At 70.8% G+C, this 16225-nt stretch carries 15 protein-coding genes; 7 read left to right on the forward strand and 8 right to left on the reverse strand.

Annotated features, from left to right (window positions below):
- Positions 1 to 88: 88 nt before the first annotated feature.
- Positions 89 to 748, reverse strand: a complete 660-nt coding sequence (locus AC1DCG_RS22990) for a hypothetical protein (protein ID WP_477027818.1) — start codon at positions 746 to 748, stop codon at positions 89 to 91.
- A 210-nt stretch (positions 749 to 958) separates the two neighbouring features.
- Positions 959 to 2170: a glycosyl hydrolase 53 family protein gene (locus tag AC1DCG_RS22995; RefSeq protein WP_477036442.1), complete on the reverse strand. Its 1212-nt coding sequence runs from the start codon at positions 2168 to 2170 to the stop codon at positions 959 to 961.
- 167 nt (positions 2171 to 2337) lie between these two features.
- Here AC1DCG_RS22995 and AC1DCG_RS23000 point away from each other — a divergent pair, with 167 nt between their 5' ends.
- Positions 2338 to 2715 carry a methylglyoxal synthase gene (locus AC1DCG_RS23000; RefSeq protein WP_477027820.1) on the forward strand — a complete coding sequence of 126 codons (378 nt, stop codon included), beginning with the start codon at positions 2338 to 2340 and terminating at the stop codon, positions 2713 to 2715.
- A 121-nt stretch (positions 2716 to 2836) separates the two neighbouring features.
- Here AC1DCG_RS23000 and AC1DCG_RS23005 read toward each other — a convergent pair whose 3' ends face one another.
- Positions 2837 to 3322 (reverse strand): ribonuclease H, encoded by a 486-nt coding sequence (locus tag AC1DCG_RS23005; RefSeq protein WP_477027821.1) that lies wholly within the window; start codon positions 3320 to 3322, stop codon positions 2837 to 2839.
- Positions 3323 to 3695: 373 nt separating this feature from the next.
- Here AC1DCG_RS23005 and AC1DCG_RS23010 point away from each other — a divergent pair, with 373 nt between their 5' ends.
- Positions 3696 to 5078 (forward strand): hypothetical protein, encoded by a 1383-nt coding sequence (locus AC1DCG_RS23010; RefSeq protein WP_477027822.1) that lies wholly within the window; start codon positions 3696 to 3698, stop codon positions 5076 to 5078.
- A 59-nt stretch (positions 5079 to 5137) separates the two neighbouring features.
- Positions 5138 to 5443, forward strand: a complete 306-nt coding sequence (locus tag AC1DCG_RS23015) for a hypothetical protein (protein WP_165256830.1) — start codon at positions 5138 to 5140, stop codon at positions 5441 to 5443.
- Positions 5444 to 5480: 37 nt separating this feature from the next.
- On the opposite strand, the gene AC1DCG_RS23020 is transcribed toward AC1DCG_RS23015, so the two are convergent.
- Positions 5481 to 8555 carry an efflux RND transporter permease subunit gene (locus AC1DCG_RS23020; RefSeq protein WP_477027823.1) on the reverse strand — a complete coding sequence of 1025 codons (3075 nt, stop codon included), beginning with the start codon at positions 8553 to 8555 and terminating at the stop codon, positions 5481 to 5483.
- Positions 8552 to 9631, reverse strand: coding sequence for an efflux RND transporter periplasmic adaptor subunit (locus tag AC1DCG_RS23025; RefSeq protein ID WP_477027824.1), 1080 nt, complete (start codon positions 9629 to 9631; stop codon positions 8552 to 8554). The genes AC1DCG_RS23020 and AC1DCG_RS23025 overlap by 4 nt, the downstream gene beginning before the upstream one ends.
- 121 nt (positions 9632 to 9752) lie before the next feature.
- Here AC1DCG_RS23025 and AC1DCG_RS23030 point away from each other — a divergent pair, with 121 nt between their 5' ends.
- Positions 9753 to 10394 carry a TetR/AcrR family transcriptional regulator gene (locus AC1DCG_RS23030; RefSeq protein WP_165256826.1) on the forward strand — a complete coding sequence of 214 codons (642 nt, stop codon included), beginning with the start codon at positions 9753 to 9755 and terminating at the stop codon, positions 10392 to 10394.
- 74 nt (positions 10395 to 10468) lie between these two features.
- The gene (locus AC1DCG_RS23035; RefSeq protein ID WP_165256825.1) at positions 10469 to 10672 is read left to right on the forward strand and encodes a hypothetical protein; all 204 of its coding nucleotides are present in this window, start codon (positions 10469 to 10471) and stop codon (positions 10670 to 10672) included.
- A 109-nt stretch (positions 10673 to 10781) separates the two neighbouring features.
- On the opposite strand, the gene AC1DCG_RS23040 is transcribed toward AC1DCG_RS23035, so the two are convergent.
- Positions 10782 to 12101, reverse strand: coding sequence for an oxygenase MpaB family protein (locus AC1DCG_RS23040; protein ID WP_477027825.1), 1320 nt, complete (start codon positions 12099 to 12101; stop codon positions 10782 to 10784).
- Positions 12102 to 12227: 126 nt separating this feature from the next.
- On the opposite strand from AC1DCG_RS23040, the gene AC1DCG_RS23045 reads away from it, so the two are divergent.
- Both AC1DCG_RS23045 and AC1DCG_RS23050 read left to right on the forward strand, forming a co-directional pair.
- The gene (locus AC1DCG_RS23045) at positions 12228 to 12827 is read left to right on the forward strand and encodes a TetR/AcrR family transcriptional regulator (RefSeq protein ID WP_477027826.1); all 600 of its coding nucleotides are present in this window, start codon (positions 12228 to 12230) and stop codon (positions 12825 to 12827) included.
- 235 nt (positions 12828 to 13062) lie between these two features.
- On the forward strand, positions 13063 to 14172 hold the full coding sequence (locus AC1DCG_RS23050; protein WP_477036446.1) for a YeiH family protein: 1110 nt from the start codon (positions 13063 to 13065) through the stop codon (positions 14170 to 14172).
- A 96-nt stretch (positions 14173 to 14268) separates the two neighbouring features.
- Here AC1DCG_RS23050 and AC1DCG_RS23055 read toward each other — a convergent pair whose 3' ends face one another.
- Both AC1DCG_RS23055 and AC1DCG_RS23060 read right to left on the reverse strand, forming a co-directional pair.
- Complete coding sequence (locus AC1DCG_RS23055; RefSeq protein ID WP_477027828.1) at positions 14269 to 14949, reverse strand: arylesterase; 681 nt, start codon at positions 14947 to 14949, stop codon at positions 14269 to 14271.
- Entirely contained in the window at positions 14936 to 16054 is a 1119-nt protein-coding gene (locus AC1DCG_RS23060; RefSeq protein ID WP_477027829.1) for a D-alanyl-D-alanine carboxypeptidase family protein, read from the reverse strand. The genes AC1DCG_RS23055 and AC1DCG_RS23060 overlap by 14 nt, the downstream gene beginning before the upstream one ends.
- Between the last annotated feature and the right edge of the window lie 171 nt (positions 16055 to 16225).

Here is a 16225-nt window from a genome sequence, read left to right on the forward strand (position 1 = left end):
GTCTGGGCCGGAGCGGCGGCGTCCTGCGCCAGCGCCGCGCCGGCGCTCAGGGTCAGGGCGGCGAAAACGACGCCGGCGTACTTGATGCTCATTGGATGGAAGCCTTTTCCTGGGTGTCCTTGACGGGAACTGGAGCGGGAGCGGCGGCTGTGGCGGCGCCGGCCGCGGGGTAGGGCGCGGCGAGCTTGGCCTGGGCGCGGGTGTTGGGCGGGATGACGACCTCGCCGCCCTCGACGAAGATGGCCAGGGGGCCGGCCACGAAGGCCACGGCCATGGCGGCGTTGGTGTTGTTGTTGCCGGACGAGCCGAACTTCAGGCTGCGCAGCGGCACCTGCACGCCGTCGACCACCAGATAGCGGGCGGCCAGCAGCAGTTCGCCGGGCCGGCCGGCCATCTTGGAGTGATCGGCGTGGACGACCTCGCCTTCGCCCTCGAGGCCGGCGGGCAGGATCACCTTGCCGTCAAGGACCACGTCCTCGGCCAGACGGATGGGAAAGCGCTCGCCGCGCTTGACGGTGTCCGAGCGCATCGAGCGGCCGATTTCGATCTGGACGATGCTGCCGGCGGGCAGGACGCCAGCCGCAGGAGCCGCAGGAGCCGCAGGAGCCGCAGGAGCCGCAGGAGCCGCAGGAGCCGCAGGAGCCGCAGGAGCCGCAGGAGCCGCAGGCGACTCGGCCGTCTGGGCGGCGACCGGCGCGGCGGCCGCCATCAGGGCCAGCATTGCCAAGCCCGCATAGATTGAACGCATGACGACTGATCCCCCTTAAGGCTGCATAGCTTGACTATTCAGTTTCGGCAATCGTCGTTCTTCGCGTCGGCTAAAGGGCCTCGCAGCGGCTCGAACATGCGGGCGCGAGCAGTCGCGCGAACCGGCGTGGCCGGCGGCTCGCGACGTCCCCTCCCGTACCGACAAGGGTGAGATTACATTCGTAATTTATCGTGGGTCAGGCCCGCCCGTTCACGCCTTCCGCAGGCCGTAGTCCCGCGCCATCTGGCGATAGAGCTCCATGAAGGCGTTGGCGTCGTAGCGGCCGCCGTGCTCGGTCTTTTCGGGATGGGGCGGCGGCGCGCCGGCGATCTGGGCGCCGGGGGCCTCGGCGGCGTTGATGCCCTGAGACAGCAGGTTGGGGCGCGGGCCCTCGCCGGCGTTCTTGCCGTCCTGGTCGAAGATCGCCTCCTGGTGGCGGGTCGGCTCCCAGATGAACGTACCCCAGCCGCGCTGGCCAGGCGCGTCGAACACCAGGTCGTTCACATAGCGCTTCCGGCTGGAATATTCGGCCACGTAGAAGCCGTGGTCGCGGTAGCGCTCGCCGAAGCGGGCGAAGGTGTTGGCCCAGTCGCCCTCGGCCGCCTGCTGGTAGCAGGAGAAGCCAGTGGCGTCGAAGCGCACGCCGCGCGCCAGCAGGCTGTCCATCCAGTGGCTGACGATCGTCCAATGGCGGCCCAGGTGATTGTGCAGGCTGGTCTTCACGCCGGGCACGGTCTCGCGCGAGGCGTCCAGACCCGCGCTCAGCAGCCTGGCCAGCTTGTCGAAGCCGCCGGCGTCGGGGACGTTCATGTGCACAGCGTCGGTGGCCGGGTTGCCGGTGGCGACGGGCAGGGGCACGCGGCCGTCGGGCCACAGCATGCCGAAGGTGATCTCGTTGCCGATCACCACCATGTCGGGCTTGGCGCCCGCCCTGACCAGCGCGCCCAGCACCTGGCGGGTGTGGTCGCCGACCGCCTTGACCAGGGCGTCGAACGAAAGGTCCTTCCAGGCGGCGGGCTTGCCCTGCTTCTGCGGGTCGGCCCAGGTGTCGCTGTAGTGGAAGCTGATCGTCAGGTGCATGCCGGCCGCCTTGATCCGCTTGGCCATGGCGACGGTCTGGGCCAGGCCCGCCCACGGGTCGGTCTTGCGGCGTTGGGAGTAGCCGTTCTCGGGATTGACGAAGACGCGGATCTTGATGGCGTTGAAGCCGGCGTCGCCCAGGATGGCCAGGATGTCCTGCCGGCGGCCGCTCGCGAAGAACTGCGCGCCGTCGGCCTCGTCCTGAGGAATCCAGGTGACGTCGGCGCCTAGCAGGAACGGACCGGGGCGCTGTCCTGGCGTGCCGGCCAGCGCCATGGGGGCGACCGAGAGCAGGGGCAGGGCGCTCAGGCCCGCGGCGAAGGCGCGGCGGTCGAGGGTCATAGGCGGCTTCCTCCATGGACCGCTGCGCACGGTCTCATTATTTGAGATATCGTTTCAATATGTATCCTAGCGACAATGCGCGCCAAAAGGGAAGAGGCGCGGTCGGGCTGGCGGCGGCCTCGCCAGCCGCTATAGGAGGGACGACCTATAATCGGAGCCGTTCCCGCATGATCCGCCAGCTCGCCATCGGCCTCGTGGCCCACGACGACAAGAAGGCCGACCTGGTGGCCTGGGCCAAGGCGAACGCGGCGTTCCTGGAAAGGAACATTCTCTACGGTACCGGCACCACCGGCGGGCGCGTGCTTGAGGCCCTGCCGCAGCTGCAGCTGACCCGCCTGAAGAGCGGTCCTTTGGGCGGCGACCAGCAGCTGGGCGCGATGATCGCCGAGGGGCGCCTGGATATCCTGATCTTCTTCGTCGACCCGCTGTCGCCCCAGCCGCACGACGTCGACGTCAAGGCGCTGATCCGCCTAGCGACGCTGGCCGACATCCCGTTCGCCTGCAACCCGGCCACGGCGACGCTGGTGGTGCGGGGGCTACAGTAGCCGCTTCGCGGCCCCCTCAGTCGCTCCGCGACAGCTCCCCCAGAGGGGGAGCATCTAGCGCTCCAAATCCTCCCCTTCTGGGGGAGGTGGCCCGAAGGGCCGGAGGGGTGCGCCGCAGGCGCTACCCCGGAAACTTCATCAGGTTCGGTTTCGGGATCGCGGACTTGAAGCTGCCGCGGCTCTTGGACGTGTCGAGGCCGAACTCGGCCCAGGCGGCGAGGAAGCCGGTCGCGGGCGCGGTCTGGGCCAGCGGGACCAGGTTCAGCAAGGATCGCGCGGCCACCAGGGCGCGGGCCGCGGCCCAGGCCTCGGGCTCGGCCGTGGCGTAGGCGCCGTCGCTGGCGACCAGTTCGCCGGCCAGGGCCGGGTCGGCGAAACGCAACGTGACCGGCGTGTCCGCCGGCAGGTCCGACAGGCTGGTCAGCGCCTCGATCAGCGCCGACAGGCTCATCTTGGCCAGCGACGTACGGCGCTCGCCGCCGGCGGCGCCCTTGATCGCGGCCGCGCCCGACTCGCCGTCCAGCTTCCGTACGAACGCCCAGCCGCCATAGCCGGGATCCTGCTTGCAGAGGGCGGCGGTCCAGAGGGTCACGGCGGGGCTGGTCATGCCCGCTTCCTAGCGTCTTGCGCGTCGATCCGCCATCCGTCCGGTTATGAATATGAACAAAATGTAAACAAGATCCTAAATCTTAGAGTTAACGTCATTTTTACATGGGTGAACGATGTTATAAATTGTGCGATCGCACCTTCCACCGGTTGCGCCTGGGTGAAGCAAAAAGCGTGCCAAAATGGGTCAAAATCGCCGGTTTTCCGGCTCGCGAGGCGATCAAAGTTAATGTGATCTGAATATTCGTGGTTAACGATCGATTCACATCCGTTAACCCCTTGTTAAGAGCGTTGGCTCCGGTTTTGCTGATCTTGCGTCAAATCCATCCCGGCCGTGCCGAGGTGGGACGATCCGGGAGCGGAGTACGCGAGCGATGTTCGAATTCGTGGGGCGCGATCTGAAGCGGCTGCTGGGCGTCGAGGGCCAGGGACGGGTGTCCCATGCCGCGGCGCATCGCGAGGGCCTGACCGGCGGCGACACCGCGCTGCTGGAACTGATGGACCTGCGCCTGCTGACCAACGAAGCCCGCGCTGCCGACGTCGCCGCCGGCCGCATCGGCTGCAAGGACCGCGCGGTGCGCCTGCTGGAGGCCGCCGTGGTCTGGCGCGAGGTCGCCCGCCGCACCGGCGACGCCGCCGCCCTGCGCAAGGGCGCGGCCCAGGCCGAAGCCGCCGCCAAGCTGGCCGACGCCGAACGCAAGGCCGATCTGGTCTGCGCCGCGCGCTGCGAGCAGGCGGTGCTGGCCATGCTGGGCGCCGAACTGTTCGGCGACGAAGGCCTGCACGCCGCCGCCGGCGCGACCCTGTCGCTGGCCAAGAACACGCACGGTCCGCACGCCGCCCTGGCCGCCAGCCTGCTGGCCGCCGTCGACGGCCGCATGGCGCTTTCGGAAAACGACATCGACCGCGCCCTGGCCGCGGCCCAGGCCTTCGAGGCCCCGCTGGCGACGCTGGCCGGAGAGCGCGGCGTCAAGGCCGGCGGCGCTCGCCTGCAACTGGCCGAACAGCGCGCGGCCCGCATCGACCTGCTGCTGGCCTGCGCGGTCCACCTGAAGGACCGGGCCCTCGTCGAGGTCGCCCTGTCGGAAGCCCGCACGGCGCTGGCGGCCCTGGATCCCGATTTCGAACCGCTGACCTGGTCGCGCCTGGAATTGCTGCGCGCCGAGGCGCTGGCGCGGCTGGGCGACTATGACGGCGAGCTTTCGCTGATCGCCGACGCCGTCGAGGCGGCGACCCAGGCCCTCGAACCGCTCGACCCCGGCCACAGCCCGCTGGACTGGGCCCGCGCCCAAGCCTCGCTGGGCGAGACGCTGCAGGCCATGGGCGAGGCGACGACGTCCGAGCGCTGCTTCGAGCAGGCCGTCACCTGCTACGACCGCGCCACCCACATCGTGAAGGTGCAGCCGGCGCTGACCCTGCGCGCCGCCGTCGCCAACAATCGGGCCCTCAGCCTGGCGCGCTGCGCGGAGCTGACCGCCGACCTCGCCGTGCTCGACGCCGCCGAACTGGCCTTCAAGGCCGAACTGGCCGAGCAACCGGGCGCGCGCGATCCGGCCGGCTGGGCCGTGGCCCAGATGAATCTCGCTCGTCTCTACGAGGCCCGGGTCGAGATCACCGGTCGCGACGATGGTCGCCTCGACCGCGCCGCCACCGCCCTGGCCGTGGCCTTCGACGTCTTCGCCGAACTGGGCCTGCGGTCGCTGACCGACATGGCGGCCCAGGGGTTGCAACGGATCAAGCAGGCGAACGCCGCCTGACCCGAAATGAAACGCGGACGCCCTGACGGGACATCCGACAAGACCATAGGGATGATACAGTGATCGCTTCGTTCGTTCTCGCCGCCGCCGTCACCACCGCCGCTCCGGTCATGCCGGCCGAGCCGCAGGCCCGCGTGGTCCAGGTGGCGCAACCGCGCGAAGCCGTCGCCCTGCTCAGCTGCATGGTGAAGTCGAACGGCGGCCTTTCCGACTGCAGCGTCCAGGCCGAAAGCCCCCGCGATCTGGGCGTCGGCGACGCCGCCCTGCAGATGGCCTCGCAGATCCAGGTCGACCTGCTGGGCCCGGACGGCAAGAGCCGCGCCGGCTCGTTCATCGACGTGCCGATCCGCATCCGCATCCGCTAACAGCAAGGCCGTCGAGACCAGAGAGGGCGCGTCGCCGTCAGGCGGCCGCGCCCTTCGTCTCGCCGCGCGCCGTCAGCCAGTACATCACCGGCGTCGCCACCCGCGACAGCACCGTCGAGGTCACCAGGCCGCCGATGATGGCGATGGCCAGCGGCGAGTAGAGGCCCGAGCGTTCGAGGGCCAGCGGCAGCAGTCCGCCGATCGCCGTCGCCGAGGTCAGCAGCACCGGCAGGAAGCGCACCTCGCCGGCCTTCTCGATGGCGTCGTGCAGGTTCATCCCCTCGCGGCGCAACTGCTCGGTGAAGTCGACCAGCAGGATCGAGTTCTTGATCTCGATGCCGATGAGGGCGATCAGGCCGATGGTCGCCGTGAACGACAGGGAATTGCCGGTCAGCCACAGGGCGGCCGCCGCGCCGAAGATCCCGAACGGGATGATGCCGGCCACGACCAGCGCGGTCTTGAACTTGCGGAACTCCAGGACCAGCACCGCCAGGATCCCGAACACCGCCACCATCACCGCGGCCCCCAGGCCCGCGAAGCTTTCCGACTGGGCCTCGGCCTGGCCGCCCAGGCTGAGCGCGTAGCCCGGCGGCATGGGCAGCTCCTTCTCCAGCCGCGCCAGGACGTCCTTGGTGACGTTGTCGGTCAGGTAGCCGGTGCGGACGAAGGCGGTGACGGTCACCGTCCGCTCGCGGTCGAAGCGGTCGATGCGGGCGGGGCTGGACCTCAGGCTGGGCGTGGCGATGGCCGACAGCGGGGCGGCCTCGCCGTCGGCGGTCGGCACATAGACGCCCGACAGGGCCGACAGGGCGTTGCGGTCGGCGCCGTCGACCTGGCTCATCGGCAGGCGCACCTTGACGGCGTAGTCGTCGCCGTCGGGGTCGCGGAAGCGGCCGGTCTCTTCGCCCGACAGCGCCAGGCGGGCCACGCGCCGGGCCGCGCCCGCCGGCACGCCCATGGCGGCGGCCTTGGCCTCGTCTATGCCGAGATCCAGGTCGGTGCGGTCCAGGCGCACGGGGTTGCCGACGTCGCGCGTGCCCGGCGTGCTCTTCAGGATCGCCTCGGCGCGCACGGCCAGGGCTTTGAGCACCTCCAGATTGCGACCGGTGATGCGCACGGCCACGGGCGCCTCAATCGGCGGGCCGTTCTCGAACACCTCGACGCTGATCCGCGCGCCAGGATAGCGGGCGAAGTCTGCGCGCAGGCGGTCGAGCAGTTCCTCGCTCTTGCCCGGCTCCCAGCGCTTGAGGCTGACGAACATCTCGCCATAGGTCACCGCGCTTTCGCGCTGGGACTGGTTGTAGAACACCTGCGGATTGCCGCGCCCCAGGTTGGCGGCGCGCCAGACGATATCGGGCTCCTCGGCCAGGCGCTGGTCGACATAGCGCAGGGCCTCGTCGGTGCGAGCCAGGGACGAGCCGTCGGGCGTGGTGACGCGGACCAGGAACTGCGGCGTCTCGGCGGCGGGGAACAGGCTGGAGCCGGCCGCCTGCAGCATAGGCACGGCCGTCGCGCAGAGCGTCAGCATCAGGGCCAGCGCCAGCCAGGGCCGGGCCAGGGCGTGGTGCAGCACCGGACGATAGACGGTGTGGATCACGCGGTTGACCGCCTGCAGCAGGCGGTTGCCCTCGGGATCGGAATGCTTGTCCAGCACCCGGCTGGCCAGGAACGGGATGATGGTCAGCGACACGAAGAGCGAGGCGCCCACCGTGCACAGCACCGTCACCGGCAGCGAGCGGATGTAGGCCCCCGATCCGGCCGGCAAGGCCATCAGCGGCAGGAAGGCCAGCATCAGGGTGGCCGTGCAGCCGATCACCGCCAGGGCGATCTGGCCCGCGCCGTTGATCGCCGCGGCCGTGCGCTCCTCGCCCTCGCGGATCCGGCGGGCGATGTTCTCGGTGATGACGATGCTGTCGTCGACCAGCAGCCCCAGGGCCAGCACGAAGCCGGCGATCGACAGCTGGTTCAGCGTGAAGCCGAAGGCCTGGATCAGCGACAGGCCGATCAGCAGGGAAAGCGGGATCGACACCATCACCACCAGGCCAGCGCGCGGACCCAGCGGCAGCAGGGTGATCAGCACCAGCAGCAAGGCCAGGCCGAAATCGCGCAGCAGGTTGTGCAGCCGGTGCTCGACGTTGCGGGCCTGCACGAAGCCGCGGTCGAGCTTCACCCCGGCGGGCAGCGCCTTCTCGTAGTCGTCGAGCACCGCCTCGACGGCCTTGGTGATCTTGCCGACGTCCTGGCCGTCCTTCTGGGTGACGGCGATGAACACCGCCCGCTTGCCGTCGAACCGGGTGACGTGGGTCGGCTCTTCCTGGGCCCAGGCCACGTCGGCGACGTCGCGCACACGCACCACCTGGCCGCCGACCGAGCGGACAGGGGTGTCCTTGACGGCGTCCAGCGAGCGGAAGGCCCCGCCGGACTTGACGTTGAAGCGCCGGGCGCCGGCCTGGACCGCGCCGATCGGCGCCTCGGCCCCGGCCGCGCGCAGGGCGTCGGCGACGCTGGAGGCGGGCAGCTTGAGGGCCGAAAGCCGGGCCAGGTCCAGCGACACCCGCACCTCGGAGGCCGGCGCGCCGTAATAGCGGGTCTGGCGCACGCCCGGCACGCGGTCCAGGCGCTCGGACAGGCGATCGGCCGCCTTCTCCAGGCGGCGCATCGGCAGGCTGTCGCTGACCAGGGCGACCTGGACGATGGCGACCTCGGTGGTGCGAACCCGCTCGATGTCCAGCCGCTGCAGGCCGGCCGGCAGGCTGCCGCGGATGGCGTTCACCTCGCGAACCACTTGGTCGAACTTGCGCTCGGGATCGACGTCCCAGGTGAAGAACACCCGCACGACGGCCGCGCCGTCGAGGCTGGTGCTCTCGACCTTGTCGATGCTGTCCAGGCCGTAGACCGCCGTCTCGATCGGATCGGCGACCAGTTGCTCCATCTCGGCCGGCTCGGCCCCGGGCAGCACGGCGCGGATCAGCACGATCGGGATGGGAAAGTGCGGGTCTTCCGACCGGGGCACGGTCATCAGGGCGTTGACGCCCAGCATGACCAGCAGGCCGAAGGCGACGATGGTGAACTGCCAGCGCTTTACCGCGAAGGCGGCCAGGTTGAAGTTCATTGGCCGGCGACCTTGCGGGCGGGGGCGGCCAGGGCGCGCGGGTCGACCACGGCGACCCTCTCGCCGTCGGAGACGAAGCCGGCCCCGGCCGTGACCACGCGCGCCCCGGCCGCCAGGCCCGCCACCAGGGCGTCGTCGCCGTCGAAGCCGCCGAAACGGACATTGGTGCGGCGCGCCACCGCGCCGTCCAGACGCAGCACGGCGGCCTTGTCGCCCGAGGCTTCCAGCAGGGCCTCGGCCGGGATGCGGACGAATTCGGTGCGGGCGGCGGCTTCCGCGGCCGGGGCCTGCAGGCGGGCGGCGGCGATCTGGCCGCTCTTCAGTTGCGGTGGAGCCTGGATCTCGATCTCGACCGTCACCGCGCCGGTGCGCGCGTCGGCGGCCTGGCCCAGGCGCGTGACGACGCCGGTCAGGGTCTGGCCAGGCAGGGCGTCGGCGGTGACGGCGGCGCTCGACCCCACCTTCACCCGCGCCGCATCGCGGGCAGGCAGGGGCAGGCGAAGCACCAGGGGGCTCGACAGGTCGGCCACGGTCAGCACCGTCTGGCCGGCGGCCACCACCTCGCCGGCCTGGGCCGTGCGGGCCAGCACCACGCCGGAGACGGGCGAGGCGAGGGCGGCCCAGCGCCGGTCGAAGGCCGCGCCCGCATGGGCGGCCTGGGCCGCCTTCAGCGCGCTTTCGGCGTCGTCCAGCCGGGCCTTGGCCACGAAGCCGCTCGCATAGAGCTTGCGGGCGCGGTCGGCGTCGCGGCGGGCCCGCTCTAGGTCGGCGGCGGCCTGGGTCTGGCGGGCGTCGACGCCGGCCGGATCGATGGCGGCCAGGGCCTGTCCGGCGCGGACCGAATCGCCCGCCTCGACGCTCATGCGGGTCAGCACGCCGGGAATGCGGAACGACAGCGCCATCTCGCGGCGGCGCTGCAGCGTGCCCGAGGCGGTCAGTTCCGAGGCGGTTCCGGGCGCGCCGACGGTGACGGCCTCGACGGCGGGCGGCGGCGCGGCCTGGGGCGTGTCGGCCTTGCCGCCGCAGGCCGCCAGCATCAGGCCCGTCGCGGTCGCCAGCGCCGTCAGCAGCAACACGCCTCCGTATCCAGCACGCGCGCCGTCCATTGCCCTCGCCCTCGTCATCGATCGGTGATAAGTTATCACTGATCGATTATCGTGGGTTGTCAAGACGGGCCGAACACGGAAAGGAGGGACGATGACCGCGCTTAAAGTCCGTTCCCCCCGCAAGCCCAAGGGCCAGGGCGCCGAGCGTCGCGAGGAGATCCTGGATGCGGCGCTGAAGCTGTTCAGCGCCAAGGGGCTGCACACGGTCTCGACGCGGCAGATCGCCGAGGCGGTCGGCATCTCGCAGCCGGCGCTCTACGCCTATTTCGCCACCAAGGACGACATCACCGCCGAGCTGTGCATCCGCGCCTTCGCCATTCTGGTCGAGCGCATGGAGGCGGCGCGGGCCGACTTCATCCCGACGACCCAGTGCTTCGAGAAGGCCCTGCGGGTCTATGTCGACTTCGGCCTGCAGAACCCCGACGCCTACCGCGTGGCCTTCATGGTGGAGAAGGGCCTGGACGGGACCTACAAGGAACGGGTCGGCGACCGGCCGATGATGGCCGGCATCGGCGCGTTCCAGCGCTTCGCCGAGATCGTGGCCGAGATGCGCGACGCGGGCCTGACCCATGACGACGACGTCCAGCGCATGACCCAGACCCTGTGGGCGGGGCTGCACGGCCTGGTGTCGCTGCTGATCGCTCGCCCCGACTTCCCGTGGGTGGAGCGCGAGGTGCTGATCGCCTGCCACATCTCGCTGTTGCGGCGCGGGGTGCTGAAAGGCGTGGGATGAAGGACGTCCGTTGAACTGACGGCGTCTCGGGCCTACATCCGCGCCTCGCATTCCCCAGACGAAAGACGCCGCCCATGGCCAAGCTGCAGCCCCTGGAAACCTTCTCCCTGCAGGAGACCGAAGACGGCTACCGCCTGCTGGTCTCGGCGGTCGGCGGCGAGGCGATCTACGTCTCGATCACCTCTGAGCAGATGGACGAGATCATCGACAGCCTCGACACCGCCCTGACCGGCGACGAGGAGACGTCGGGCGAAGAGGATTTCGACGACGCGGACTGACCCCCTCAGTCGCTTCGCGACAGCTCCCCCAGAAGGGCAGCATCTTCGGCGACAGATCCTCCCCCTCTGGGGGAGGTGGCCCGGAGGGCCGGAGGGGGTCGCGTAGCGGCTAAGCCGCCCTGGCGTTGGTCGGCCGATAGTTCGCCGCGTCCGTCGTGAACTCGGCGTGGCCGTAGCGCTTCAGCAGCCCGCGGATCCTGTGGACCATGGCCGCGTCGGCGACGTCGCGCAGCACGGGCACGCGGTCGGCCAGGTCGAAGGCCTTCATCTGCAGCGTCACCAGCAGGGCGACGGCGATGAACACCGCCCCGTCGGCGGGGCTGACCTCGATGCCCATGTCGGCGGCGCGGGCGCGATCGCCGCGCATGAAGTGACGCAGGAAGAAGGCCTTGGCGAAACGCCGCTCGACGCGGTCGTGCAGGCGGTTGGCGGGGCTTTCGTCCGGCGGCAGGTAGGCGTCGAGGGTGGCGCGGATCAGCGCGCCGCAGGTTTCGTCGTCGAAGCCCCGGCGAAGCGTGCTGTCACGAGCTGTCATCATCCGCACGATCCCCTCGGGCGTATCGGCCAGCAGATCCTGCGGCAGGCCCARCAGGAAGCAGCGGTAGCGCGCCAGCTCGACCTTGGCCCGCTCGGCCGGGGTGAACCGGCGGCGGCCCTTGCGCAGCATCTGGAACGACATCAGGAAGATCGGGATCAGCCCGGCCGGCATCTGGTCGACCTGCGGGATCGGCACGCCGTAGACGGCGCTGTCCCACCGGCCCGAGCGCAGGGCGTTGAAGCGCACCATCGAGTGCATCAGCCGCACCATGGCCGCGGCCTTGAAGCCTTCGCCATTCCGTTCCAGCGAGCCCGGCAGCAGCGTCGTCGTGAAGAAGGCGGCCGTCTCATTGACCCGCTTGGCGGCGGTTTCCGCGCCCAGGGTCCCGGTCAGGGCCATGGGGAGGGCCGAGTACTTGTTGAGGAAGGTGGCCACGAATGCGCCGCGGATGGCGAAGGGGCCAAGGTGGGCGGCGGCGTTGCGGTCGAGTCGCTGGCCCTCGCGCACCAGGTCCATGTCGATCCAGTCGGGGCGCGCCTCCATCTCGGCGATGAAGGCCGCCAGTTCCGGCGGCGCGTCGGGCACGGCCTCGATCCCGCGCTCGCAGGCGGCGACCAGCATGTCGATCAGCCGGCGGAAGCCGTATTGCGGGATCAGGGCGGTGTAGGCGTCGGCGACGATGTCGCCCAGCATGGTGTAGGCGCGCACGCGGTCCAGGTCGTCCTGGCTGACCGACACGCCCAGCGGGTTGCGGTCGCGGGCGACGGCGAAGGCGGGATCCTCGGTGAAGCGCTCGGGCGTGCGGTCGAAATCGATCTTGCCGTAGAAGCCCGGCAGCAGGGTCTTCTGCGAGGCGACGCGGGCGCGGACTTCGTCGATGGGACGGATCATCTGGGCTCCTTCCGGTCCGTTCCCCGGGGGAGGGACCTATTCTCGGCCTCAAGCGTATGTAAGCATTGCTCATGTTCCTACTCGCCTTGCTTCTCGGTGCGGCGAGGGCGCGGAGAGGCTCGGCAAGTGACTGAAAAGAAACGTCGATCGCCGAGCCAGGGGCGGGCGCAGGTCACCGTCGACGCCATTCTCGACGCGGCCTTTCAGCTTCTGGAGAGCGGCGGGGCCGACCGGCTGACCACCAATCACGTGGCCGAGCGGGCGGGGGTCAGCGTCGGCACGGTCTATCAGTACTTCGCCGACAAGCAGGACATCCTGGCGGCCCTGGCGCAGCGGCGGACCAGCGCGGTGCGCGACGCGATCGCCGACACCCTGATCGAGCGGCCGGACCTGGGCAGCGTGCGGCCGATCGTGCGGGCGCTGATGAACGGCTTCGAGGGCTCGCCGGCCACGCGGCAGGCCTTGCTCGGCGCGCTGTTCCACAGGGGAGACGCGGTGCTGGAAGAGCATCACCAGGCCTTCCTGGCCTCGATCGCCGGCAAGGCGCGGCTGCAGATCGACCTGACGCCGGAGTCGGCCTTCGTCCTGACCCACGCCGCCGTCGGCCTGCTGCGAGCGGCGGCCGCCGAGCCGGGCCTGGCGCTGGACCCTCAGGCGCTGGAGGACGAACTGGTGCGGCTGATGGAGGCGTACATCTCGGCGCTGGTGGCGGTGAAGCGCAAATGACCCCTCTCCCCCTGCGGGAGAGGGTGGCCTCGCGGAGCGAGGTCGGGTGAGGGGTCTCTCAGAAAGTTCAACCGCGAAGGCGGCGGGGCGTTGAGTTTTGAGAGACCCCTCATCCGACGGCCTTCGGCCGCCACCTTCTCCCGCAAGGGGAGAAGGACGCCCTCCCTTGCCACGCTTGCGCTCCGGGTCCAGACGAAGGCGTCGTCGGCACGGCGACTCGTCAAAGGGCCTGGCGATGCATTCCGATCTCGACACCGACGCGGCCGCCGCGCGGGCGCTGTTCCAATCCCTGGAGGGCATGGAGGGGCTGAGCCGTCCCGAGCCCGCTCCGGTCGCCAAGGCCGAGGAACGCTTTCCCGGTCAGGCGGCGCTGATCAAGCTTTATCCCGGGGTGCTGGTCGCCGGGACCATCGCCCTGGCCTCGACCTGGCTGTCGCAGCACTACGGCGCGCCGGTCATGCTGTTCGCGTTGCTGCTGGGCATGACCTTCCACTTCCTGCACCAGGAAGGCCGCTGCATCCCCGGCATCGAGTTCTCGTCCAAGGCCATCCTGCGCTTCGGCGTCGCCCTGCTGGGCGCGCGGATCACGGCCGGCCAGATCCTGAGCCTCGGGATCACCCCGATCGTGACGGTGGTGCTGGCGGTGGTCTCGACGATCCTGCTGGGGGCGTTCCTGTCCAAGCGGCTGGACCTGCGGCAGGGCTTTGGCGTGCTGTCGGGTGGGGCGGTGGGCATCTGCGGCGCCTCGGCGGCCCTGGCCATCGCGTCGGTGCTGCCGCGCGACAAGGACGGCGAGCGCGACACCATCCTGACGGTGGTGGTGGTCACGGCCCTGTCGACCATCGCCATGATCACCTATCCGCTGCTGACGGCGGCCCTGCATCTGGACCAGACCAAGGCGGGGGTGTTCCTGGGCGGCACGATCCACGACGTCGCCCAGGTGGTCGGGGCCGGCTACATGATCTCGCCGCACACCGGCGACGTGGCGACCTATGTGAAGCTCCTGCGGGTGTCGATGCTGCTGCCGGTGGTGTTCGCCATCGCCTTCCTGGCGGCGCGGATGCTGCCGGGCGGCGCCGGCGGGGCCAAGCCGCAGCTGCCGCTGTTCCTGCTGGCCTTCGCCGCCCTGGTGGCGGTCAACAGCCTGGGCTGGCTGCCCAAGGCCGGCGCCGACGCGGCCACGGAGGTCAGCCGCTGGTGCCTGGTCACGGCGATCGCGGGCTTGGGCATGAAGACCTCGTTCAAGGACGTGATGACCGCCGGCTGGCGGCCTGTGGCGCTGATGGTGATCGAGACGGCGTGGATCGCCGGCGTCGTGCTGGTGGCGGTGGAGTGGTTTCTTTAGGCCGCCTGACGGCGGCCCCCTCCGGCCCTTTGGGCCACCTCCCCCGTTTCTCGGGGGGAGGAGTAGGGAGCTGTCGGCGAAGCCGACTGAGGGGGTCTACCGCGCCGCCACCTGCGTCGCCCGGGCCAGGGCCTGGACCACCACCGGCGCCAGGTTGGCGGCGATCACGCGGGCTCCTTCCGCGTTGGGGTGGATGCCGTCGCTCTGCATGTAGCGGCGCGAGCCGCGGACGCCGGCCAGCAGGTTGGGCAGCAGGGGTGCTGCGAAGTCGCGCGCCAGGTCGGTGTAGACGGCGTTGAAGCGACGGGCGTAGTCGGCGCCCAGCAGGGCCGGGGCGTTGATGCCGGCGATGGCGGCCGGGATCCGGCGCTCGCGCAGGCGGGTCAGGATGGCGCGCAGGTTGGCCCTGGTCGCCTCGGGCCGCAGTCCTTGCAAGAGGTCGTTGCCGCCCAGCGCCACGACGCAGACGGCGGTGTCGCCGCCCAGCGCGGCTTCCAGCCTCGCCAGGCCGCCGGCGCTGGTGTCGCCGTTGCGGCCCGCCGCGCGGACCTGGACATTGAGGCCGCGGGCGGCCAGCACCGCCTGCAGGCGGGCCGGCATCGCCTCGCCCGGACGCACGCCCAGGCCGGCGGTGATCGAGTCGCCCAGCACGGTGACCACGGGCTGACGCGGCGGGACGGACACGCGCGGCGCGGCCAGGACGGGACCTGCCGGGAGGGCGAGGAGGCCGGCCAGGATCTCGCGCCGGCCGGGGAGGTGTACGTCAGCGAACTTCATTCTTCCTAGGTAGTAAGCCTTTCAGGCCGGGTTGAGGCGTGGGCGCTGACTGATCGAGCGGTTGTGATCCGTCTTGAGGAAGGCTTGAGATCGGCACGCCGGGCAGGGGCGCTTCGCCGGTCCATTCCCAGTGCCAGGGCTCGAACACGTAGTTGACGAAGCCAAAGCGGCCGGCGTTGAGCACCATCCAGCGATAGACGTCCGAGCGGGCCATGGCCCGGCGGTTGTCGTCGGCGCTGGAGTCTGGGCCGTGGCCCGGAGCGGCGGCGATGAAGAGGTCCATGGCCAGGCCCGTGCGATGGGCCGAGCAAATGGTGCGGGTCACCCCCTGGCAGTTGTTGTCGCGGGCGCAGCGGGCGGCGTCGGCGGCCGGATCGCGGAAGGCCGAGAAGATGGTCAGCACGCGCGGGTCGCGCTCGGAGACGACGCCGTCCTTGCGCGCCGCCTCGACCATCTGGCGATAGGCCTCCAGCGCGCCGGGCCGCAACTGCGCGGGCTTGGCGCCGTAGGCCTCGTCGGGCCGGGCGCTGGCCAGGCTGGAGAGGGCGGGGGCGTTGGGGCATTCGCCCCTGGCGTTGATCGCCGCGAAGGGGCGGGCCAGCGTCCAGCGGGTCTTCATGGCGTTGAAGGTCGGCGCATCCAGCACCCCGGTCTGCGGCAGGCTGTGGCCCGCCTGCCAGCGGGCGAGGGCGGCGGCGAAGCGGGTCGTGCCGGGGCCGCAGGCGGTGGCCAGCTCGGCGCCGATTCGCGGGGCGTAGATGACCCAGCCGGTCTCGGTCCGTCCGAACGGGGCCCAGGACAGGGTGTTGAGACCGCTGGCATTGGCCTCGGCCGCGCCGGCGGGGGCGGCGGCCTCGCAGGTCTCGTCGACGGGCAGGGGCGACAGCGGGGCCGACGGCGGATCGTTGGAGGGCACGTACTGCGGCGCCGCCTCGAACGGGGTCTCGTCGCCGGTGGGCGGGTCGGCGGGCGGCGGCGCCGAGCTCGGCCAGGCCAGCCAGACGCCCACCCCCGCGCAGCCGGCCAGCAGCAGGACGAGCAGGGTCAGGCCCAGTCGCCGGCCGCGTCGCCGCGCCTTCGTTCCCTTCCGCCATCGTGAAGCCAAGCGCACCCGCCTTTCGGAACTTCGCCATGGCTCAAGGCTTGAGAACGGCAAGACGTTCCTCGTGCGTGGAGTATGCGATGCCTTCGACCTTCCGTCTCGCGGCCCTGATGGCCGGATGCGCCCTGGCCGCGGCCGCCTGCTCGAAGGGCGAGGACAAGGCCGAGGCCCCGC

Source organism: Caulobacter sp. 10L414 (assembly GCF_056395525.1).

Excerpts from the sequence above, each read along its gene's own strand:
- AC1DCG_RS23020 (WP_477027823.1), bottom strand. The coding sequence starts at position 8,555 with ATGAACTTCAACCTGGCCGCCTTCGCGGTAAAGCGCTGGCAGTTCACC.
- AC1DCG_RS23055 (WP_477027828.1), bottom strand. The coding sequence starts at position 14,949 with ATGAAGTTCGCTGACGTACACCTCCCCGGCCGGCGCGAGATCCTGGCC.
- AC1DCG_RS23030 (WP_165256826.1), top strand. The coding sequence starts at position 9,753 with ATGACCGCGCTTAAAGTCCGTTCCCCCCGCAAGCCCAAGGGCCAGGGC.
- AC1DCG_RS23005 (WP_477027821.1), bottom strand. The coding sequence starts at position 3,322 with ATGACCAGCCCCGCCGTGACCCTCTGGACCGCCGCCCTCTGCAAGCAG.
- AC1DCG_RS23000 (WP_477027820.1), top strand. The coding sequence starts at position 2,338 with ATGATCCGCCAGCTCGCCATCGGCCTCGTGGCCCACGACGACAAGAAG.
- AC1DCG_RS22995 (WP_477036442.1), bottom strand. The coding sequence starts at position 2,170 with ATGACCCTCGACCGCCGCGCCTTCGCCGCGGGCCTGAGCGCCCTGCCC.
- AC1DCG_RS23050 (WP_477036446.1), top strand. The coding sequence starts at position 13,063 with ATGCATTCCGATCTCGACACCGACGCGGCCGCCGCGCGGGCGCTGTTC.
- AC1DCG_RS23010 (WP_477027822.1), top strand. The coding sequence starts at position 3,696 with ATGTTCGAATTCGTGGGGCGCGATCTGAAGCGGCTGCTGGGCGTCGAG.
- AC1DCG_RS22990 (WP_477027818.1), bottom strand. The coding sequence starts at position 748 with ATGCGTTCAATCTATGCGGGCTTGGCAATGCTGGCCCTGATGGCGGCC.
- AC1DCG_RS23035 (WP_165256825.1), top strand. The coding sequence starts at position 10,469 with ATGGCCAAGCTGCAGCCCCTGGAAACCTTCTCCCTGCAGGAGACCGAA.